At 63.7% G+C, this 14620-nt stretch carries 17 protein-coding genes and 1 tRNA gene; 12 read left to right on the forward strand and 6 right to left on the reverse strand.

The genetic code is table 11. The features are described from left to right. The 5 genes from ACQRAG_RS10260 to ACQRAG_RS10280 form a co-directional block, all read left to right on the forward strand. The coding region (locus tag ACQRAG_RS10260) for a hypothetical protein (RefSeq protein ID WP_427805319.1) at positions 1–189 on the forward strand (189 nt) is incomplete at its 5' end. Beyond that, on the forward strand, positions 117–644 hold the full coding sequence (locus tag ACQRAG_RS10265) for a helix-turn-helix domain-containing protein (protein WP_427805318.1): 528 nt from the start codon (positions 117–119) through the stop codon (positions 642–644). The genes ACQRAG_RS10260 and ACQRAG_RS10265, both read left to right, overlap by 73 nt. A gap of 173 nt (positions 645–817) precedes the next feature. Then, entirely contained in the window at positions 818–1441 is a 624-nt protein-coding gene (locus ACQRAG_RS10270; protein WP_289616471.1) for an IS607 family transposase, read from the forward strand. Next, on the forward strand, positions 1441–2538 hold the full coding sequence (locus ACQRAG_RS10275) for an RNA-guided endonuclease InsQ/TnpB family protein (protein WP_239463964.1): 1098 nt from the start codon (positions 1441–1443) through the stop codon (positions 2536–2538). The genes ACQRAG_RS10270 and ACQRAG_RS10275 overlap by 1 nt, the downstream gene beginning before the upstream one ends. Before the next feature lie 150 nt (positions 2539–2688). After that, positions 2689–3501, forward strand: a complete 813-nt coding sequence (locus ACQRAG_RS10280) for a MinD/ParA family protein (protein WP_302260505.1) — start codon at positions 2689–2691, stop codon at positions 3499–3501. A gap of 119 nt (positions 3502–3620) precedes the next feature. Here ACQRAG_RS10280 and ACQRAG_RS10285 read toward each other — a convergent pair whose 3' ends face one another. From ACQRAG_RS10285 to ACQRAG_RS10295, 3 genes are all read right to left on the reverse strand, one after another. After that, positions 3621–4733 (reverse strand): DUF362 domain-containing protein, encoded by a 1113-nt coding sequence (locus tag ACQRAG_RS10285; RefSeq protein ID WP_204626014.1) that lies wholly within the window; start codon positions 4731–4733, stop codon positions 3621–3623. Between the two features lie 66 nt (positions 4734–4799). Further along, positions 4800–5372, reverse strand: a complete 573-nt coding sequence (locus ACQRAG_RS10290) for a flavin reductase family protein (protein ID WP_204626015.1) — start codon at positions 5370–5372, stop codon at positions 4800–4802. Between the two features lie 165 nt (positions 5373–5537). Next, on the reverse strand, positions 5538–6815 hold the full coding sequence (locus tag ACQRAG_RS10295; RefSeq protein WP_303876878.1) for an MFS transporter: 1278 nt from the start codon (positions 6813–6815) through the stop codon (positions 5538–5540). A gap of 456 nt (positions 6816–7271) precedes the next feature. Between ACQRAG_RS10295 and ACQRAG_RS10300 the strand changes: the two genes are divergently transcribed. The 5 genes from ACQRAG_RS10300 (at position 7272) to ACQRAG_RS10320 (ending at position 11096) form a co-directional block, all read left to right on the forward strand. Beyond that, on the forward strand, positions 7272–7988 hold the full coding sequence (locus ACQRAG_RS10300) for an AzlC family ABC transporter permease (protein WP_246118332.1): 717 nt from the start codon (positions 7272–7274) through the stop codon (positions 7986–7988). After that, positions 7985–8326, forward strand: a complete 342-nt coding sequence (locus tag ACQRAG_RS10305; RefSeq protein ID WP_006008850.1) for an AzlD domain-containing protein — start codon at positions 7985–7987, stop codon at positions 8324–8326. The genes ACQRAG_RS10300 and ACQRAG_RS10305 overlap by 4 nt, the downstream gene beginning before the upstream one ends. After that, on the forward strand, positions 8326–8661 hold the full coding sequence (locus tag ACQRAG_RS10310; RefSeq protein ID WP_303876879.1) for a DUF4911 domain-containing protein: 336 nt from the start codon (positions 8326–8328) through the stop codon (positions 8659–8661). Before ACQRAG_RS10305 ends, ACQRAG_RS10310 begins: the two co-directional genes overlap by 1 nt. A gap of 105 nt (positions 8662–8766) precedes the next feature. Next, positions 8767–9390, forward strand: a complete 624-nt coding sequence (locus tag ACQRAG_RS10315) for a hypothetical protein (RefSeq protein WP_204675128.1) — start codon at positions 8767–8769, stop codon at positions 9388–9390. Continuing rightward, complete coding sequence (locus ACQRAG_RS10320) at positions 9387–11096, forward strand: carbon starvation CstA family protein (protein ID WP_289616462.1); 1710 nt, start codon at positions 9387–9389, stop codon at positions 11094–11096. The genes ACQRAG_RS10315 and ACQRAG_RS10320 overlap by 4 nt, the downstream gene beginning before the upstream one ends. 248 nt (positions 11097–11344) lie before the next feature. On the opposite strand, the gene ACQRAG_RS10325 is transcribed toward ACQRAG_RS10320, so the two are convergent. Further along, the gene (locus tag ACQRAG_RS10325) at positions 11345–11902 is read right to left on the reverse strand and encodes a nitroreductase family protein (protein WP_168936147.1); all 558 of its coding nucleotides are present in this window, start codon (positions 11900–11902) and stop codon (positions 11345–11347) included. 364 nt (positions 11903–12266) lie between these two features. Between ACQRAG_RS10325 and ACQRAG_RS10330 the strand changes: the two genes are divergently transcribed. Beyond that, the gene (locus tag ACQRAG_RS10330) at positions 12267–12740 is read left to right on the forward strand and encodes a hypothetical protein (RefSeq protein WP_427804100.1); all 474 of its coding nucleotides are present in this window, start codon (positions 12267–12269) and stop codon (positions 12738–12740) included. Positions 12741–12896: 156 nt separating this feature from the next. Here ACQRAG_RS10330 and ACQRAG_RS10335 read toward each other — a convergent pair. Next, positions 12897–12982: transfer RNA gene (locus ACQRAG_RS10335), tRNA-Leu, on the reverse strand. A gap of 504 nt (positions 12983–13486) precedes the next feature. Here ACQRAG_RS10335 and ACQRAG_RS10340 point away from each other — a divergent pair. Beyond that, complete coding sequence (locus tag ACQRAG_RS10340; protein ID WP_427804099.1) at positions 13487–13963, forward strand: phosphatidylglycerophosphatase A family protein; 477 nt, start codon at positions 13487–13489, stop codon at positions 13961–13963. 434 nt (positions 13964–14397) lie between these two features. Here the strand turns inward: ACQRAG_RS10340 and infA are convergent, their stop codons facing one another. Next, positions 14398–14616, reverse strand: coding sequence for a translation initiation factor IF-1 (gene infA / locus ACQRAG_RS10345; RefSeq protein ID WP_006008898.1), 219 nt, complete (start codon positions 14614–14616; stop codon positions 14398–14400). Positions 14617–14620 lie beyond the last annotated feature (4 nt).

Genomic DNA, 14620 nt, shown 5'->3' on the forward strand with positions numbered 1-14620 from the left:
ACAGCTGATTTTCTATTCTTTTTGGGGTGGGTCAAGGATGAAAACATATGCAGAAACTTGGAGAACGCATCCGTCATGCACGGGGCAGAATGTCCCAGGAGGCTTTTGCCGGCCTGCTGGGCATCAGCAAGGGCGCTCTGGGCGGTTATGAACGTGGGGAAAATTGTCCCAATGCTGATGTTATCTTAACTATTTGTAATAAATGTAAAATCAATGTATCCTGGCTGATGTCTGGAGCCGGGGCCATGCATGCCCCGGACAACATTGATGAGGACGGCCAGCCGGAAAACAGACCTGCCCCCCTGGAAGACGGAAGCCGGACGGCCGGAGAATTGTCCTGCCAGATGGCGCCCGGCCAGGATTGCAAGGCAGAGAACAACGCCTTGCGGGCCCATTGCCGCTGGTTGCAGGAGCGCCTGGACCAGCTGGAAGCGGAGCGCCGGGATCTGAACAGGGAAAACAGGCTGTTATGGCAAAAAAATGCCGATCTTGGCGAACGGCTTGCCCGCCTGGAACAGTCACAGGAGATGGCCCGCGTGAACGCCCGTGCATCGGGAGAAGACACGACGGCAGCCCTGACTGTTTCCCGCCACGGCATGCGCTGCAACCGTCTGCAGGAAAGCTGCAAGACGGACAGGACCTAGGCAGAAGATCCTTCTGTCATGCGGCCGTTGCTGCAGGCATGCCCGCTTTCCTGCATGCCTGCTCACGGACAGGGCCTGCCCCATGCTCTTGACGGGACAGGCAGATATCGTACTCTGTCAGGGCTTAAACTGATTGCTTGAAATATGATAAGAAATATGTAAATATACTCTTTATGAGCAGATTATGCACAATAGGTGAAGCAGCGCGATTGCTTGGAGTATCCATTCCCACCCTTCGCAGATGGGAAGAGAGCGGAAAACTGGTTCCCGAGCGTACAGCCGGCAAACACCGTCGATATGACATCACAAAACTCAAGCCCGAGCTGGCGATCGCAGATACGACCCGTACGACCATTGCCTATGCCCGGGTCTCCAGTCATGACCAGCGGGAAGATCTTGAGCGGCAGAAGCAGGTGCTCGAACTCTACTGTGCACAACACGGCTGGAACTTTACGCTGCTTTCCGATCTCGGTTCAGGAATGAACTACCACAAAAAAGGATTGCGCCGTCTATTGGATGCCATCCTTTCCGGGGATGTCGGACGGCTGGTCATAACCCATAAAGACCGGCTGCTCAGATTCGGTGCTGAGCTCGTATTCGCCATCTGCGAAGCAAAAAATGTTGAAGTCGTCATCCTCAACCAGGGGGAGGAATGCTCTTTTGAAGAAGATCTTGCCAAAGACGTCCTGGAGATCATCACGGTCTTTTCCGCCCGGCTCTACGGCAGTCGATCCCATAAAAACAAAAAGCTTCTTGAAGACGTCAAAAAAGCAGTCGAGGATAATGCCCTGTGCTGATGGCCCACAAGATAGCCCTTGACCTCAACAATCATCAGCGGACGTACATGCTGCGTGCGACTGGTGTTGCCCGGTTCGCGTATAACTGGGCTCTTGAACAATGGGGCATCCAGTACAGGGCATGGCGCGAAGACGACACGCTTCCAAAGCCTTCCCAGTTTTCCCTCCGCAAACAGCTGAACGAGATCAAAAAGGAAAGCTTCCCCTGGATGCTCGAGGTGACGAAGTGTGCCCCTCAACTGGCGATCATCCAGCTTGGAGAAGCCTTCAAGAACTTCTTCGCGCATCGTGCCGCCTATCCGAAATTCAGGAAGAAGGGCGTGCACGACAGGTTCAGCATCTCCAATGACCAGTTCGCCGTTCAGGGAAAACGCATACGGATCCCCAAGCTTGGATGGGTCAGGATGCGTGAGGCTTTGCGATTTTCAGGAAAGCTCGTATCGATCACTGTTTCCCGCATGGCCGACAGATGGTTCGTGAGCATCACGGTGGATACGGAAGACAGACGACAGCAGCACAACGAGAACCAAGAAGCTGTTGGTGTCGATCTTGGGGTATCCGCCCTTGCGACGCTCTCCACCGGGGAAGTGGTACAGGGGCCGAAAGCTTACAGCAAGCTTGTCAAAAGGCTCGTGCGACTCTCACGAAGTCTTTCGCGAAAAGCGCGTGGGTCGAACAATCGTGAAAAAGCACGACGGAAGCTCGCCAGGCTCCATGCCAGGATCGCCAATATCAGGCAGGAAGGACTGCACCAGCTTACGACATCGCTTGCCAGAAGGTTCTCCATCATAGGCATCGAGGATCTGAATGTACGCGGGATGCTGAGAAACAGACGTTTATCCAGATCCATAGCAGATGGCGCCTTTTATGAGTTCCGTCGGCAGCTGGAATATAAAAGCGGCATATATGGCGGGACAGTTGTTGTGGCCGACCGCTGGTTCGCCAGCAGCAAAACATGTTCCGACTGTGGTCACCGGCTGGAAGCCTTGCCTCTGTCCATGCGTCATTGGGTATGCCCCGAATGCGGGACATACCATGATCGTGACGTCAATGCTGCCATCAATTTAAGAAACAATGCCGTGAGTTCCACGGTGTAAGCCTGTGGAGAGGAAGGCTCTGGCTTTCTTTTCGGAGAAAGTGAAACCGGCCTCGATGAAGCAGGAAGTTAGCATTGAATCTATTTGTCTAGTTATGAATAGATTTAAGTAGGTATAACAGAACGGCAAGACCTGACATCTGGAGCGCGCATGAACAGCAGTTATCCTCTGGTATTTTCCGTCACCTCGGGCAAGGGGGGCGTGGGCAAGACCAATATCTCGGTCAATCTGGCCCTGACCCTGGCGGCGCGCGGCAAGCGCGTGCTGCTTCTGGACGCCGACCTGGGACTGGCCAACGTGGACGTGCTGCTGGGCCTGCATCCCGAAAAGAACATCTTCCACCTGTTCCATGAGGGGGCGTCCCTGCGGGACATCCTGCTGCCCACGGAATACGGCTTCTCCATCCTGCCCGCCTCGTCGGGTGTCAGCGAGATGCTGGCGCTCAATCCGGGGCAGAAGCTGGAGCTGCTGGATGCCATGGACGAGCTGGAGGACGATCTGGATTTCCTCATCGTGGACACGGGCGCGGGCATCAACGACAGCGTGCTCTATTTCAATGTGGCGGCGCAGGAACGCCTCCTCGTCCTGACCCCGGAACCCACCTCCCTGACGGACGCCTATGCCCTGATCAAGGTGCTGAAGACGCAGCACGGCGTGGACCGCTTCCAGGTCTGCGTGAACATGGCGCAGGACATGAAGAGCGCCCGCGAGATGTTCGTGCGGCTCACGGACGTCTGCGACCACTTCCTGGGCGGGGTCTCTTTGGATCTGGCCGGTGTGCTGCCCCGCGACCCCGGCGTGCACGAGGCCGTGGTGCGCCAGCAGCCCTTCTGCCGCTGCCTGCCGGAAAGCCCGGTCTGCCGGGGGCTGGAAAAGATGGCGGACACCATCCTGCGCTGGGAGCCCGCTCCCAGTGCCGACGGCAACATCAAATTCTTCTGGAAAAAACTGCTCTACCGCTGAGACGTCCCTTGCGGGGACGGATGGCGGCCGGACGGAAGGCCATAAAAAAAACGGCGTCGAAAGACGCCGTTTTTTGTTGTGCATGAGCTGTCCCCGGGCTGCGGGGCAGGGGGCCGTCCTTACTTCACGGTCACCAGCTCGTAATCCACGTTGCCGATGCCGATCTTCCGGGCATGCTCGATCTGGCTGCGCCAGTTGGTCTTGGGATGGATATCGGTGAAGTGGTCGTTGTGCTCGTGGGCGCACTGGCCCAGCACGCTGGTGCTGATGGCGGGCGCGGCGTTGACCGCGTCGATACAGGCGTGGTCCAGGGCCACGGGGTCGAAGCCGGCGAACATGCCGATGTCGGGCACCACGGCGGCGTCGTTCTCGGCGTGGCAGTCGCAGTAGGGCGAGACCTGGTTGACGATGCTCACATGGAAGTGCGGGCGGTTCTGGATGACGGCCTTGGTGTATTCGGCCATGCGCTCGTTGAGGATGGTGCTCTCGGCGTCGAAGGTGTTGCTGATGGCGTCGAAGTTGCACACGCCGATGCAGCGGCCGCAGCCGGCGCACAGGTCATGGTCGATGCGGGCCTTGTGGTCTTCGCCGATGCTGATGGCCGACTGGGCGCAGTAGTGCGTACAGGTCTTGCAGCCGCGGCACTTTTCGGCGTCGATGCCGGGCTTGCCGATGCTGTGCATGGCCATCTTGCCCGCACGGCTGCCGCAGCCCATGCCGATGTTCTTGATGGCGCCGCCGAAGCCGGTCAGCTCGTGGCCCTTGAAGTGGGTCAGGCTGATGAAGATGTCGGCGTCCATGATGGCGCGGCCGATGAAGGCGCTCTGGAAGTGGTCACAGCCTTCCAGGGGCACTTCCATCTCGTCGGTGCCCTTGAGGCCGTCGGCGATGATCATCTGGCAGCCGGTGCTCAGGGGCGAGAAGCCGTTTTCCTGCGCGGCGGCCAGGTGTTCCAGGGCGTGCTTGCGGCGGCCCACATACAGGGTGTTGCAGTCGGTCAGGAAGGGGCGCCCGCCCAGGGAGGTCACCTTGTCGGCCACCACCTTGGCAAAGTTGGGACGCAGGAAGGACAGGTTGCCCGGCTCACCGAAATGGATCTTGATGGCCACGAACTTGCTGTCCATGTCGATGCTGTCGATGCCGGCCTTTTCGATCAGTTTTTTCAGCTTGTCCAGCAGGCCGGTGCCCACGGGGCAGCGCATGTCGGTGAAATAGACTTTGGAAGCGCTCATTGTCGTCTGTTCTCCAGCGTAGAGGTGTTGAGCGCCGCCCCGGAGGACGGCGCGGACGTTCGGATGTTACAGGCCGTACTGGCGGCCCAGGGAAAAGGCCTTGCCCAGCGGCTCGCCCACGCGGCAGTACTGTTTCTGACCGCCGTCGTAGAGCAGGGGATCGATGCGGTACATGTCGGGCTGGCCGCTTTCGTTGAGGCAGTCGCTCTCGATGCCCACGTTGAGGATGCGGCCCACGAACTGGGTATGGCTGCCCAGTTCCAGCGTGGCCTGCAGTTCGCATTCCAGCACCAGCGGGCACTCGTCCACATAGGGGGCATCCACCACCTTGCTGCGCACGGCGGTCAGGCCGGTGGCGGAGAATTTGTCCTCCCTGGCACCGGAGACCATGCCCGCAAAGTCCACCATGGCGGCCTGGGCCGCCGAGGGCACGCAGACCGTGAACGCCTTGCGCGCCACGATGGCCTTGTGCGTCCAGCGTTCGGGCCGCACGGAGACGGCGATGCAGGGCGGGTTGGAGCAGCAGATGCCGCCCCAGGCGGCGGTCATGATATTGGCTTTGCCTTCTTCATCATAGGCGGCCACCAGAAAGGCCGGCATGGGGTAGGCCAGGGTGACGGGACCAAGAGCTTTTTTCATGGTGTGACCTCCTTGTCATGCATGATGTGTTCCGCGCAACCGCTTGTGAAGGATGGCTGTATAGCATCGCCTGCGGCCTGTAGCAACATGTGGGGAGTAACATGTTTGCTGCAAAGGTGTCATTGTCTTTTCCTCTCGACATGCATCGCCGGGAGGGCCGCGGGGCTAGCCGTCCTCCAGGGGTTGCAGGGCGTGGTGCAGGCGCGGCAGCCGGCGCACGCCCGCCAGCAGGATGCCCAGGGCCACGCAGGGGGCGGCCGCCAGGGCCAGGAAGGCGGGGCCGTAGCCCAGCAGATGGGCCACCAGCCCGCCGTAGGAGGCGCTGCACGAAGCGCCGATGCCCTGCAGGGTCATGATGACGCCCAGGCCCAGGTTGACGTGGCCGGTGCCGTTGAGCAGCCGGGCGGCAAGGCCGGGCGTGACCACGCCCAGGATGCCCGCGCCCACGCCGTCCAGCATCTGGACGGGGATGATGCTCCACGGGCTGTGCCAGAAGCCCGCGATGCAGCCGCGCAGGGGCAGGGCCAGCAGCGCGCACCAGAGCAGGATGCCGTAGCCGCGCCTGCGGGCCAGACGGGCGGCCCAGAGGGCCACGAGGATCATGGTGCCCTGGGCGATGACCACGGTGGCGGCGGTATAGGCCGCGCCGTTGATGGCGAAGCGGGCCACGGCGGACTGGCCCAGCAGGGGCAGCATGTGGGCGTTGCCCAGATGGAAAAAGAGCATGACCAGCCCCACGCAGAGCACGGGCAGGGCCGCGGGGCCGTGCCAGAGGGCCGCGCGCTGTGCGGGCGTGGCGTGTTCCGCTTCAGGGGCGAGCCCCCGCGCCTGGGCATGGTCGATGTCGCGGGGCGCGATGCCGTGCAGGGCATAAAGGCTGAGGAGCAGCATGCCGCTCATGACCACGAAGACGCCGGGCACTCCGTACCAGTAGCCGATGGCCCCGCCCAGCATGGCGGAAAGGCCGTTGCCCGCGTGGTTCCAGGCCTCGTTGCGTCCCAGCTGGGCGGGCAGGTGGGACTGGCCCGCCAGCCCCAGGGTCAGGCCGCTGATGGTGGGGGCCATGGCGGCCGCGCAGACGGCCTGGACGATCTGGGCACCGCCCACCAGCAGGGGATGCTGGCAAAGGAAGATCAGGGCCAGGGCGGCCACGATGCCCAGCGAGGCCAGGGCCAGCAGCAGGCGCTTGCGGCGGGTGGCGTCGGCCAGGGCGCCCAGGGGCGCGGTGACGGCCATGCCCGCCAGACCGCCGATGGTCATGACGTAGCCGATGCTGTCCGGCGTCCAGCCGTGGCTTTGCAGGAAGATGCCCAGAAAGGGCCCCAGGCCGTCGCGGACGTCGGCCAGGGCGAAGCAGAGCAGGGAAAGACAGGTCAGGGAGCGCGTCTTGGTCGCCAGATCCGGCGGCAGGGAGCGAGGAGCGAAGAACGACAGGGCGGACATGCGGCCTCGGTAAAAGACTGAAGGTTGGAAAACAAAAATTGTTCCGAAAAAGTCCCGCGTTGGCAAGAGCAGGGGGCGCAGGGCGGCATGACGGGATCCGTCCGCAAAAAGGAGAGCGGCGGTGACGGGCCGGGGGACGCGCTGCCCGGGTCTCCGGCCGGTCCGTGTGCCGGCGCGCTGGCCGGAGGGGGCATTCTTTCATGCCGGGGACCCTTGCCAAAGGGGGAGGAAAAGGGATAACAGATCGCTTTTCATCAAAAATTTCTTTGTGGTTTGAGACCTTCCCCTTCAGGGAGAACAGAGCGGCTTGACAAGACGGCGAAGCCGATGGAAGCCTTTTCCGCAATTCCTTCCTTCAGGGAGGGGCGATCCGCGCGACCCCCATCCGTCGGTCGCGGAGCCAGTCGGCGGACGGGGCGACTGTGGATTGAAACATTTTCAGGAGAGGAGGCTGCTGTGGCATCTCCCTATATGGATGGTGTGCGCCGGGCCCTGCCCATCGTGCTGGGCTATGTGCCGGTGGCGTTCGCCTTTGGTGTGCTGGCCGTCAAGAGCAACATCCCGCCCGCTCTGGTGGTGGCCATGTCGGTGTTCCATTTCGCCGGTTCCGGGCAGTTCGTCTGCGCGGGGTTGTGGGGAGCCGGTGTGGGGGCCATGTCCGTCATCGTGGCGGTCTTCGTGGTCAACCTGCGCCATCTGCTCATGTCCGCCGCCATGGCCGAGCCGCTGGCGCCGCTCAAGCGCTGGCAGCGCTTTCTGTTCGGCTGCGAGATGACGGACGAGACCTTCGGCGTGCATATCACGGCCTTCCAGCGCGGCTGGAAGCTGTGCACGGCCACGCTCTTTACCTGCAACCTCACAGCCCACGCCTCGTGGGTACTGGGGACGGTCATCGGCGTGTTCTGCGGCGGCCTCGTCCATGACGTGAAGCCCCTGGGCCTGGACTATGCCCTCACGGCCATGTTCCTGGCCCTGCTGGTGCCGCAGTGCGTCAGCCGCCTGCATGTGCTGGTGGCCATCGTGACGGCCATCCTTTCCCTGAGCCTGAAGCTGGCCGGCATGGGCCAGTGGAACGTGGTGGTGGCCACGGTGCTGGGCGCCACGCTGGGCGTGATCCTGTTGCACCGCAACAAGAGCGCCCTGCCGGAAAAGAAAGAGGAGGACGCGGCATGATCTGGATACAGCAGCACGCGGAACTGCTTTTTTGCCTGGTGGGTTGCATGCTGGTGACGGTCATCCCCCGTGTGGGGCCGGTCATGTATCTGCATGCCGAGAGCCTGCCCGACCTGCTGCGCCACTGGCTCTCCTTCGTGCCCGTGGCGGTCATGGCGGCCCTGCTGGGCCCGGACGTCTTCATCTATCAGGGAGAGTTCATGCCCACGCATCACAACCTCTTCCTGATGACGGCCATCCCGGCCCTGCTGGTGGCCTGGTGGAGCAAGAGCTTTTTCGGCACCATCGCCTTTTCCATGGGCTTCGTGGCCCTGATGCGCTACCTGGGGTGGTACTGATGGCACACGAGTCCCGGCCGCACTGTCCCTTCCACCTGCGGGAGGCCCATCTTCCCCCGGCCCTGCGCAAACAGCGCAAGCCCGCGCCGCCCCTGCCGCCCCCGGCCCGCAGCGCCCGGCTGCTGGTGCGTCTGGCCGCGGAGGATACGGCCCTGTTCCGCTTTTTGCTGGAAGGCTATGACAACACGGCCTATTTCACCGTGCTGGAGCCGCGCACGGCCCTGCTCAAGCTGGTCTTTTCGCCGCACCGGGAAGAGGCCCTGCGCCGGGCCCTGGCCGAGATGGCCGAGAGCCTGGATTTTTCAGTGGAACCCTGGCCCCTGGACAGGGCCTGATACCGTTGACGGGGAGGTGCCCGGCAGGGCGGCCGTCCCCGGCGTCCCCGGCACGTCGTCTGCCCGTCACAGGCAGCGGACAGCCGGGAGACGGGAGTTTTTGCCATGGAGAAGGATGCCCCTTCAGATGCGGGGACCCGCGCGGACCAGTCCCGCCCCGCCGGGGAGGAGAGCGCCCCGGACGGACAGCTGGACGCCCTGCTGGCGACCCTGGCCGCCGCGAGCTTCGATGCGGAGCGGCAGGACGGGCCCGGCAGCCTGCGCGCCACCTGCGCCTTCCACCGTCGTGACGAGGCCTATGTGCTGCACCGCAAGGCCACGCTCTGGGCGGCGGAGACGCACGAATACGTGCAGGTCCACTGTCTGCCCCGGCTGGACATGGCCGCCTGGGAGCGCATCCGTGACGGGGCCCTGGCCTGGGGGCAGGAGCGCATCCGGCCCCACGACGAGCATATGGCCTCGTATGTGAGCGTCATCATCCTTTGTCGGACATGGCATCAGGATGCGGCGGCCGCCGTGGAGCGCTGCCGTGTCTGCAAGAGTTTCTGGCTGGGCCTGCGCGGCTGGATGCGTCTGCGCGCGCTGGCCCTCATCCTGCCTTCCGCGCCGTGGCGCGACACCGTCCCCCCCGATGCCGCCTGCGTCTGCAACAAGGCAGCCCGGGCCACCCTGCTGCCGCTGGCGCGCAGGGCGTTCCCGTCCCATTTTCCTCAAGAGCGTGCATCATGAATTCCCTGTATCTGCTCCTTGGCGGCCTGGCCCTGCTGGGGCTGGGCTATTTCGTTTACGGCGCCTGGCTGGAAAAGGTCTGGGGCGTCGATCCCTCCCGGCCCACACCGGCCCACCAGTTCCGCGACGGCGTGGACTACATGCCGTCCAAGGCTCCGGTGGTGCTGGGCCACCATTTTTCGTCCATCGCCGGGGCCGGGCCCATCAACGGCCCCATCCAGGCCGCCGTCTTCGGCTGGCTGCCCTGTTTCATCTGGGTCGTCGTCGGCGGCATCTTCTTCGGCGGCGTGCATGACTTCGGCTCCCTGTTCGCCTCCCTGCGCAACAAGGGCCGCTCCATCGGCGAGGTCATCGCCGGCAGCATCGGTCTGCGGGCCAAGCGCCTGTTCGTCATCTTTTCCTTCCTGACCCTGGTGCTGGTGGTGGGGGCCTTCGCCTCCATCGTGGCGGGCACCTTCAACGGATTCATGACCGATGCCTCGGGCGCGCTGGTCCACAACCACGTCAACGGCTCCACGGCCACCATCTCCCTGCTGTTCATCGTGCTGGCCGTGATCTTCGGCCTGCTGGTCTACCGTTTCGAGATGCCCCTGGGCAGGGCCACCCTGCTGGGCGTGGCGGGAATCGTGGGCGTCATCGCCCTGGGCCTGCGCTTCCCCCTCTACGCGGGCTACGATACCTGGATGTGGCTGCTGGGCCTGTACATCCTCGTGGCCTCGGTGACGCCCGTCTGGATCCTGCTCCAGCCCCGCGACTACCTCAGCTCTTTCCTGCTCTACGCCATGATGCTGGCCGCCGTGGTGGGCATCGTCGCCGCGCATCCGGTCATCGAGCTGCCCGCCTTCACCTCCTTCGAGGTCAACGGCCAGTATCTCTTCCCGGCCCTGTTCGTGACCGTGGCCTGCGGGGCCATCTCGGGCTTCCATTCGCTGGTGGCCTCGGGCACCACGTCCAAACAGTTGAGCAGCGAGCGTGACGCCCGCCTGGTGGGCTTTGGCTCCATGCTCATCGAAAGCGCGCTGGGCATCGCCTCGCTCATCGCCGTGGGCTACATCTTCACCCAGAACGGCCATGCCTTCACCAGCCAGACGCCCACCCAGGTGCTGGCCGACGGCCTGTCGCAGATGCTGGCCTGTGTGGGCCTGGGCAGCGAGAGCGCCCGCGGCGTCACTTACGGCCTCATCATCCTGGCCGTGTCCACCTTCTGCCTGACCTCGCTGGATACGGCCACCCGTCTGGGGCGCTACATGTTCCAGGAACTGTGGCTGGCCCCGGGCCAGAGCGTGAAGGACGTGCGCGGCTGGCGGGCCGTGCTGGTCAACAAATATGTGGCCACGCTGGTGACCGTGGGCCTGGGCATGAGCCTGGGCTTTGGCGGTTATGCCAAGATCTGGCCCCTGTTCGGTGCGGCCAACCAGCTGCTGGCCGCGCTGGCTCTGCTGGCCGTGGCCTGCTGGCTCCAGAACCTTGCCCGCCGCAACGGCATGTTCCTGCTGCCCATGCTCTTCATGCTGCTGGTGACGCTCTCCGCCCTGGTGCTGGGCATCGTGGCCCAGGGCCGTGCCCTGCTGGCCGGGACGGGCGGGGCCGTGGCGGCCCTGCAACTGGTCATCGCCGTGCTGCTGCTGGCGTTGTCGCTGGTGCTGGTGCACGAAGGTTGGCAGGCCCTGCGCCGCAAGGGGCGCCCTGCGGCGGAAAAGGCCTAGACCGGTCTTTCTCTCAATAGGCTGGCGGGGGCGGAGCTGCCTTTGAAGAGCTGCGCTCCTGCCCCGGTACACGATAAAAAAGGCGGATCCGTGGATCCGCCTTTTCACGTTCTGATGTCTGCCGGTCGTGCCGGGGCCGCCCGGCAGGATGGTGACTCGTGGCATGGTGATGCTTCGGCGTTGCCGCCGTCATGGCGCGGAGGCCATCCTGCAGACGGTCTGCTCCGGCGGCTGCCCGTCCCGGGGATCTAGCCGTTGAAGATGACCGGCTCCTTGCGCTGGGCTTCGGGCAGGTGCCCCTTGGCGTACCCCAGGCTCAGGGCGCTGACGAAGCGGCACTGCTCCGGTACCTTGTAGCGGGCCTTGATCTCCGGACGGTCCATGAAGTCCTGGGCAAAGCCGATCCAGCAGGAACCGATGCCCTTGGCGTGGGCGGCCAGCATGATGTTGGCCGTGCACAGGGTGCCGTCATACACGTACCAGTGCGAGGTCGTGTCCCCGTAGACGCAGATGACGTTGTTGGCGTCATAAAAGATGTTGTAATTGGGGTTGTCCAGCCATTCCCTGTACTGGGCCAGCCAGGGAAAGTCCGCAAAGTTCTCTTTGAGCCAGGCTTTGATCTCGTCGGAAAGGGCGGCGATCTTTTCCCGTCCCTCCAGGGTCACGAAACCCCAGGGCTGCATGCCGGAGCCGGTGGCGGCCTTGGTGCCGACGGTCAGCAGCTCCAGGATCTCTTTTTTGGGGATGGGCCGGTCCTCATAGGAGCGGCAGGAACGGCGGGTGAGGATGCATTGCAGGGCGTCCATGAAAGACCTCCCGGGTCGGAAAAGGAAGGGAACGTCCGCAGACTGCGCGGACACCCTGCCAGTATAGCGCGGGGGCTCGCAAAGGTCGAGCCGGAGGGGTCTCCGCAGGCGGTGTGTGGCGGACATCCCCGGAGGCAGTGGGCGGGGCCTGTACCGGGCGCTGGACATTGCGCCGCGCTTCCCGTACTCAGCGCAGGAAAGGCGCTGCCTGTGGGGCGGCCCCGCCATGCTTCTGATGCATTTTTCCTTCGTGTCCGTTTTTCCGGTGGACAGCGGGCGTTGCTCCGTTCCCCGGCGGCATGGGGAAGGTCCCGGAAGAGGACGGGAAGATGCCGCGGCGCCGGAACATCTTACTGGAGACGATATGACACGGACCTTTTTGGCCCTGATCTTCCTGCTTCTGACCGCTGTTGCCTGCCCGGCCGGGCAGCATCCCCTCACCGTGACCCGGACTGGCGACGATTTCTATGCCGCGTTCGACCGGGACATCCTCATCAAGACGAAGTTCTGTTCCGTCCGGGCGTTTCAGGAAAAAGCCCTGCTGCGCTCGGACCTCTTTGGCGAACTGGTGTTCATGGACGGCACGCGTTGCAGCGTGGACACGGTCTATGTCCGCAAGCGTCTGCGGTGGGGGACCCATAAGGTCACCGTCACCCGTGAAGAGGAGGGCATCTACAGCCTGGCGGGCTCCGAGACGCTGCTCTTCGCGTCACGTTGCTCCACGCTGGCCCTGCGGGACGAGGCCGTACTGGAGATGCAGGACAGCCTTTCCGGCATCTTGCATCTGCATGGCGGCACCTGCCGGGTGGAGGGCGTTTTCGAGGCCATCTCTTATTGATGCCGGGCCCCGCTCCGGCCTGGACGATCCCCCGGAAGAGACGACCGGGCCTGCCCGGCTTCCCCTCCCGGCTGCGGGCTTGTCCTGCCGGTGGATGGGGGGCTTGAGAAAAAGGAAAAGCCGCCGCAGACAGGTCTGCGACGGCTTTTTTTGTTCTGGTACCCGGAGCCGGGCTTGAACCGGCACAGCCGGTGGCCGAGGGATTTTAAGTCCCTTGTGTCTACCAATTCCACCATCCGGGCGTGGGCTCCTTTTTAGCTGGCAGCTCCTGCGGCGTCAAGGGGCGGGCGTTGCCAGACGGGGGCCGAGCCGCTACACTGCCCGAGGCTCCGCCGTCACAGGTGAGGCCCGGCAGGGGGGCACGTTTTCGTACGACAGTGCTTTGTCCGGGTCGTGCCGCACGCCCGCTCCTGTCGGGGCGGAAGGCAGGGAAAGCTCATCGGGACACGCGCCAAGGCCGTCACGGACTGTCAGACAGCTGCGAAGGAACAGCCGCGCTTTGGAGCGCGTCGCCCGCGCGGTATCCCGTTCGCGACAGACCGCCGTGCCGGTGCCGAGGCAAGGCATCCGCTCGGGAGTTCGTTTGGGCTCAGTCCGCTATCGTCCATGGCCGTGGCCGCCCGTGTTCGGGGGCGTGGCCGTGGACGTCGGCATCTGTGAGGCATTCGCCGTGCCGTGGACGGCTTTGAGGATGGATGCCTTTGTGCCCCTGTGTCCCTTGTATCGCGGAGCCGTGGAGGAAAGATATGTCATTCTGGAATACCTGCATCCTGGCCTATTGCCGTCTGGGCATCGCCGGGCTTTCGCCCAAGGCTCCGGGCACGGCCGGTTCGGCTCTGGCCGCCCTGCTGGCGCCGTTGCTTTTTCTACCCCTGCCGCTCTGGGGCCGTCTGCTTTTTCTGGCCGTGATCGTCGTGACCGGCGGTCTGGCCGCCACCCGTGCCGAGACCCTGCTGGGGCGCACCGACCCCGGGGAAGTGGTCATCGACGAGCTCGTGGGCGTCTGGATCGCCCTGCTGCCCCTGGGCGCGGGCCAGTGGTCGTGGCCCGGTCTGGTCTGGGCCTTTGCCCTGTTCCGTCTGTTCGACATCTGGAAGCCCTGGCCCGTGCACGCCTCGGAAAACTGGCTGCCCGCAGGCTGGGGCATCATGCTGGACGATATCCTGGCCGGTCTTATGGCCATGTGCTGCATGCTGGTGCTGCGGGCCCTGGGCTGGGTCTAGCAAGAGGGGAGAGAACATCTTCGCACGCTGCCGCCGCTGCCCGCGGCTGTCTTCGGCGCGACGGGTATGGGGCCGGAGGAACTGCTTTCAGCGGCCGGGCAGCGCGAAAAAAAGCCCCTTTCCTTTGCGCCTTCCTGTCACTCCGCGCGTTTGATGCGGGAGGGTGAGAGGAAAAAGGCAGGCCCGTCTCAGGTCGGATAGGGGGAGGCTGTACTCTTGGAGGAAACAAAAAAAGGACGCTGCGGCGTCCTTTTTTCGTATCTGTTGCAGGGAAAGGGGGAAGACGATTTCTCCTGAGCTCCCATGTTTGCCTGGGCGGGGCTGTGCGGCTGCGGGAGGGACGGTGATACTTCTCCGCCATCCACAGGACGCAACAAAAGCGCACCTCTGTCAGTACAGTCAGGGGTGCGCTGAAAAGGCGGGGCGGGTGCGGGCTACTTCATGCGGTAGGTGATGCGGCCGCGGGTCAGGTCGTAGGGAGAGAGCTCCACCTTCACGCGGTCGCCGGGCAGGATGCGGATGTAGAACTTGCGCATCTTGCCGGAAATGTGCGCCAGCACTTCGTGGCCGTTTTCCAGCTCCACACGGAACATGGCATTGGGCAGGGCTTCCTGCACCACGCCGTCAACTTCAATGGAACCTTCTTTAGCCATATTT

This window comes from Desulfovibrio sp. SGI.230 (assembly GCF_050313065.1).
GTDB lineage: Bacteria > Desulfobacterota > Desulfovibrionia > Desulfovibrionales > Desulfovibrionaceae > Desulfovibrio.

Coding starts and splice junctions, on each gene's coding strand:
- ACQRAG_RS10270 (WP_289616471.1), top strand. CDS start 818: ATGAGCAGATTATGCACAATAGGTGAAGCAGCGCGATTGCTTGGAGTA.
- ACQRAG_RS10275 (WP_239463964.1), top strand. CDS start 1,441: ATGGCCCACAAGATAGCCCTTGACCTCAACAATCATCAGCGGACGTAC.
- ACQRAG_RS10280 (WP_302260505.1), top strand. CDS start 2,689: ATGAACAGCAGTTATCCTCTGGTATTTTCCGTCACCTCGGGCAAGGGG.
- ACQRAG_RS10285 (WP_204626014.1), bottom strand. CDS start 4,733: ATGAGCGCTTCCAAAGTCTATTTCACCGACATGCGCTGCCCCGTGGGC.
- ACQRAG_RS10290 (WP_204626015.1), bottom strand. CDS start 5,372: ATGAAAAAAGCTCTTGGTCCCGTCACCCTGGCCTACCCCATGCCGGCC.
- ACQRAG_RS10295 (WP_303876878.1), bottom strand. CDS start 6,815: ATGTCCGCCCTGTCGTTCTTCGCTCCTCGCTCCCTGCCGCCGGATCTG.
- ACQRAG_RS10305 (WP_006008850.1), top strand. CDS start 7,985: ATGATCTGGATACAGCAGCACGCGGAACTGCTTTTTTGCCTGGTGGGT.
- ACQRAG_RS10310 (WP_303876879.1), top strand. CDS start 8,326: ATGGCACACGAGTCCCGGCCGCACTGTCCCTTCCACCTGCGGGAGGCC.
- ACQRAG_RS10315 (WP_204675128.1), top strand. CDS start 8,767: ATGGAGAAGGATGCCCCTTCAGATGCGGGGACCCGCGCGGACCAGTCC.
- ACQRAG_RS10320 (WP_289616462.1), top strand. CDS start 9,387: ATGAATTCCCTGTATCTGCTCCTTGGCGGCCTGGCCCTGCTGGGGCTG.
- ACQRAG_RS10325 (WP_168936147.1), bottom strand. CDS start 11,902: ATGGACGCCCTGCAATGCATCCTCACCCGCCGTTCCTGCCGCTCCTAT.
- ACQRAG_RS10330 (WP_427804100.1), top strand. CDS start 12,267: ATGACACGGACCTTTTTGGCCCTGATCTTCCTGCTTCTGACCGCTGTT.
- ACQRAG_RS10340 (WP_427804099.1), top strand. CDS start 13,487: ATGTCATTCTGGAATACCTGCATCCTGGCCTATTGCCGTCTGGGCATC.
- infA (WP_006008898.1), bottom strand. CDS start 14,616: ATGGCTAAAGAAGGTTCCATTGAAGTTGACGGCGTGGTGCAGGAAGCC.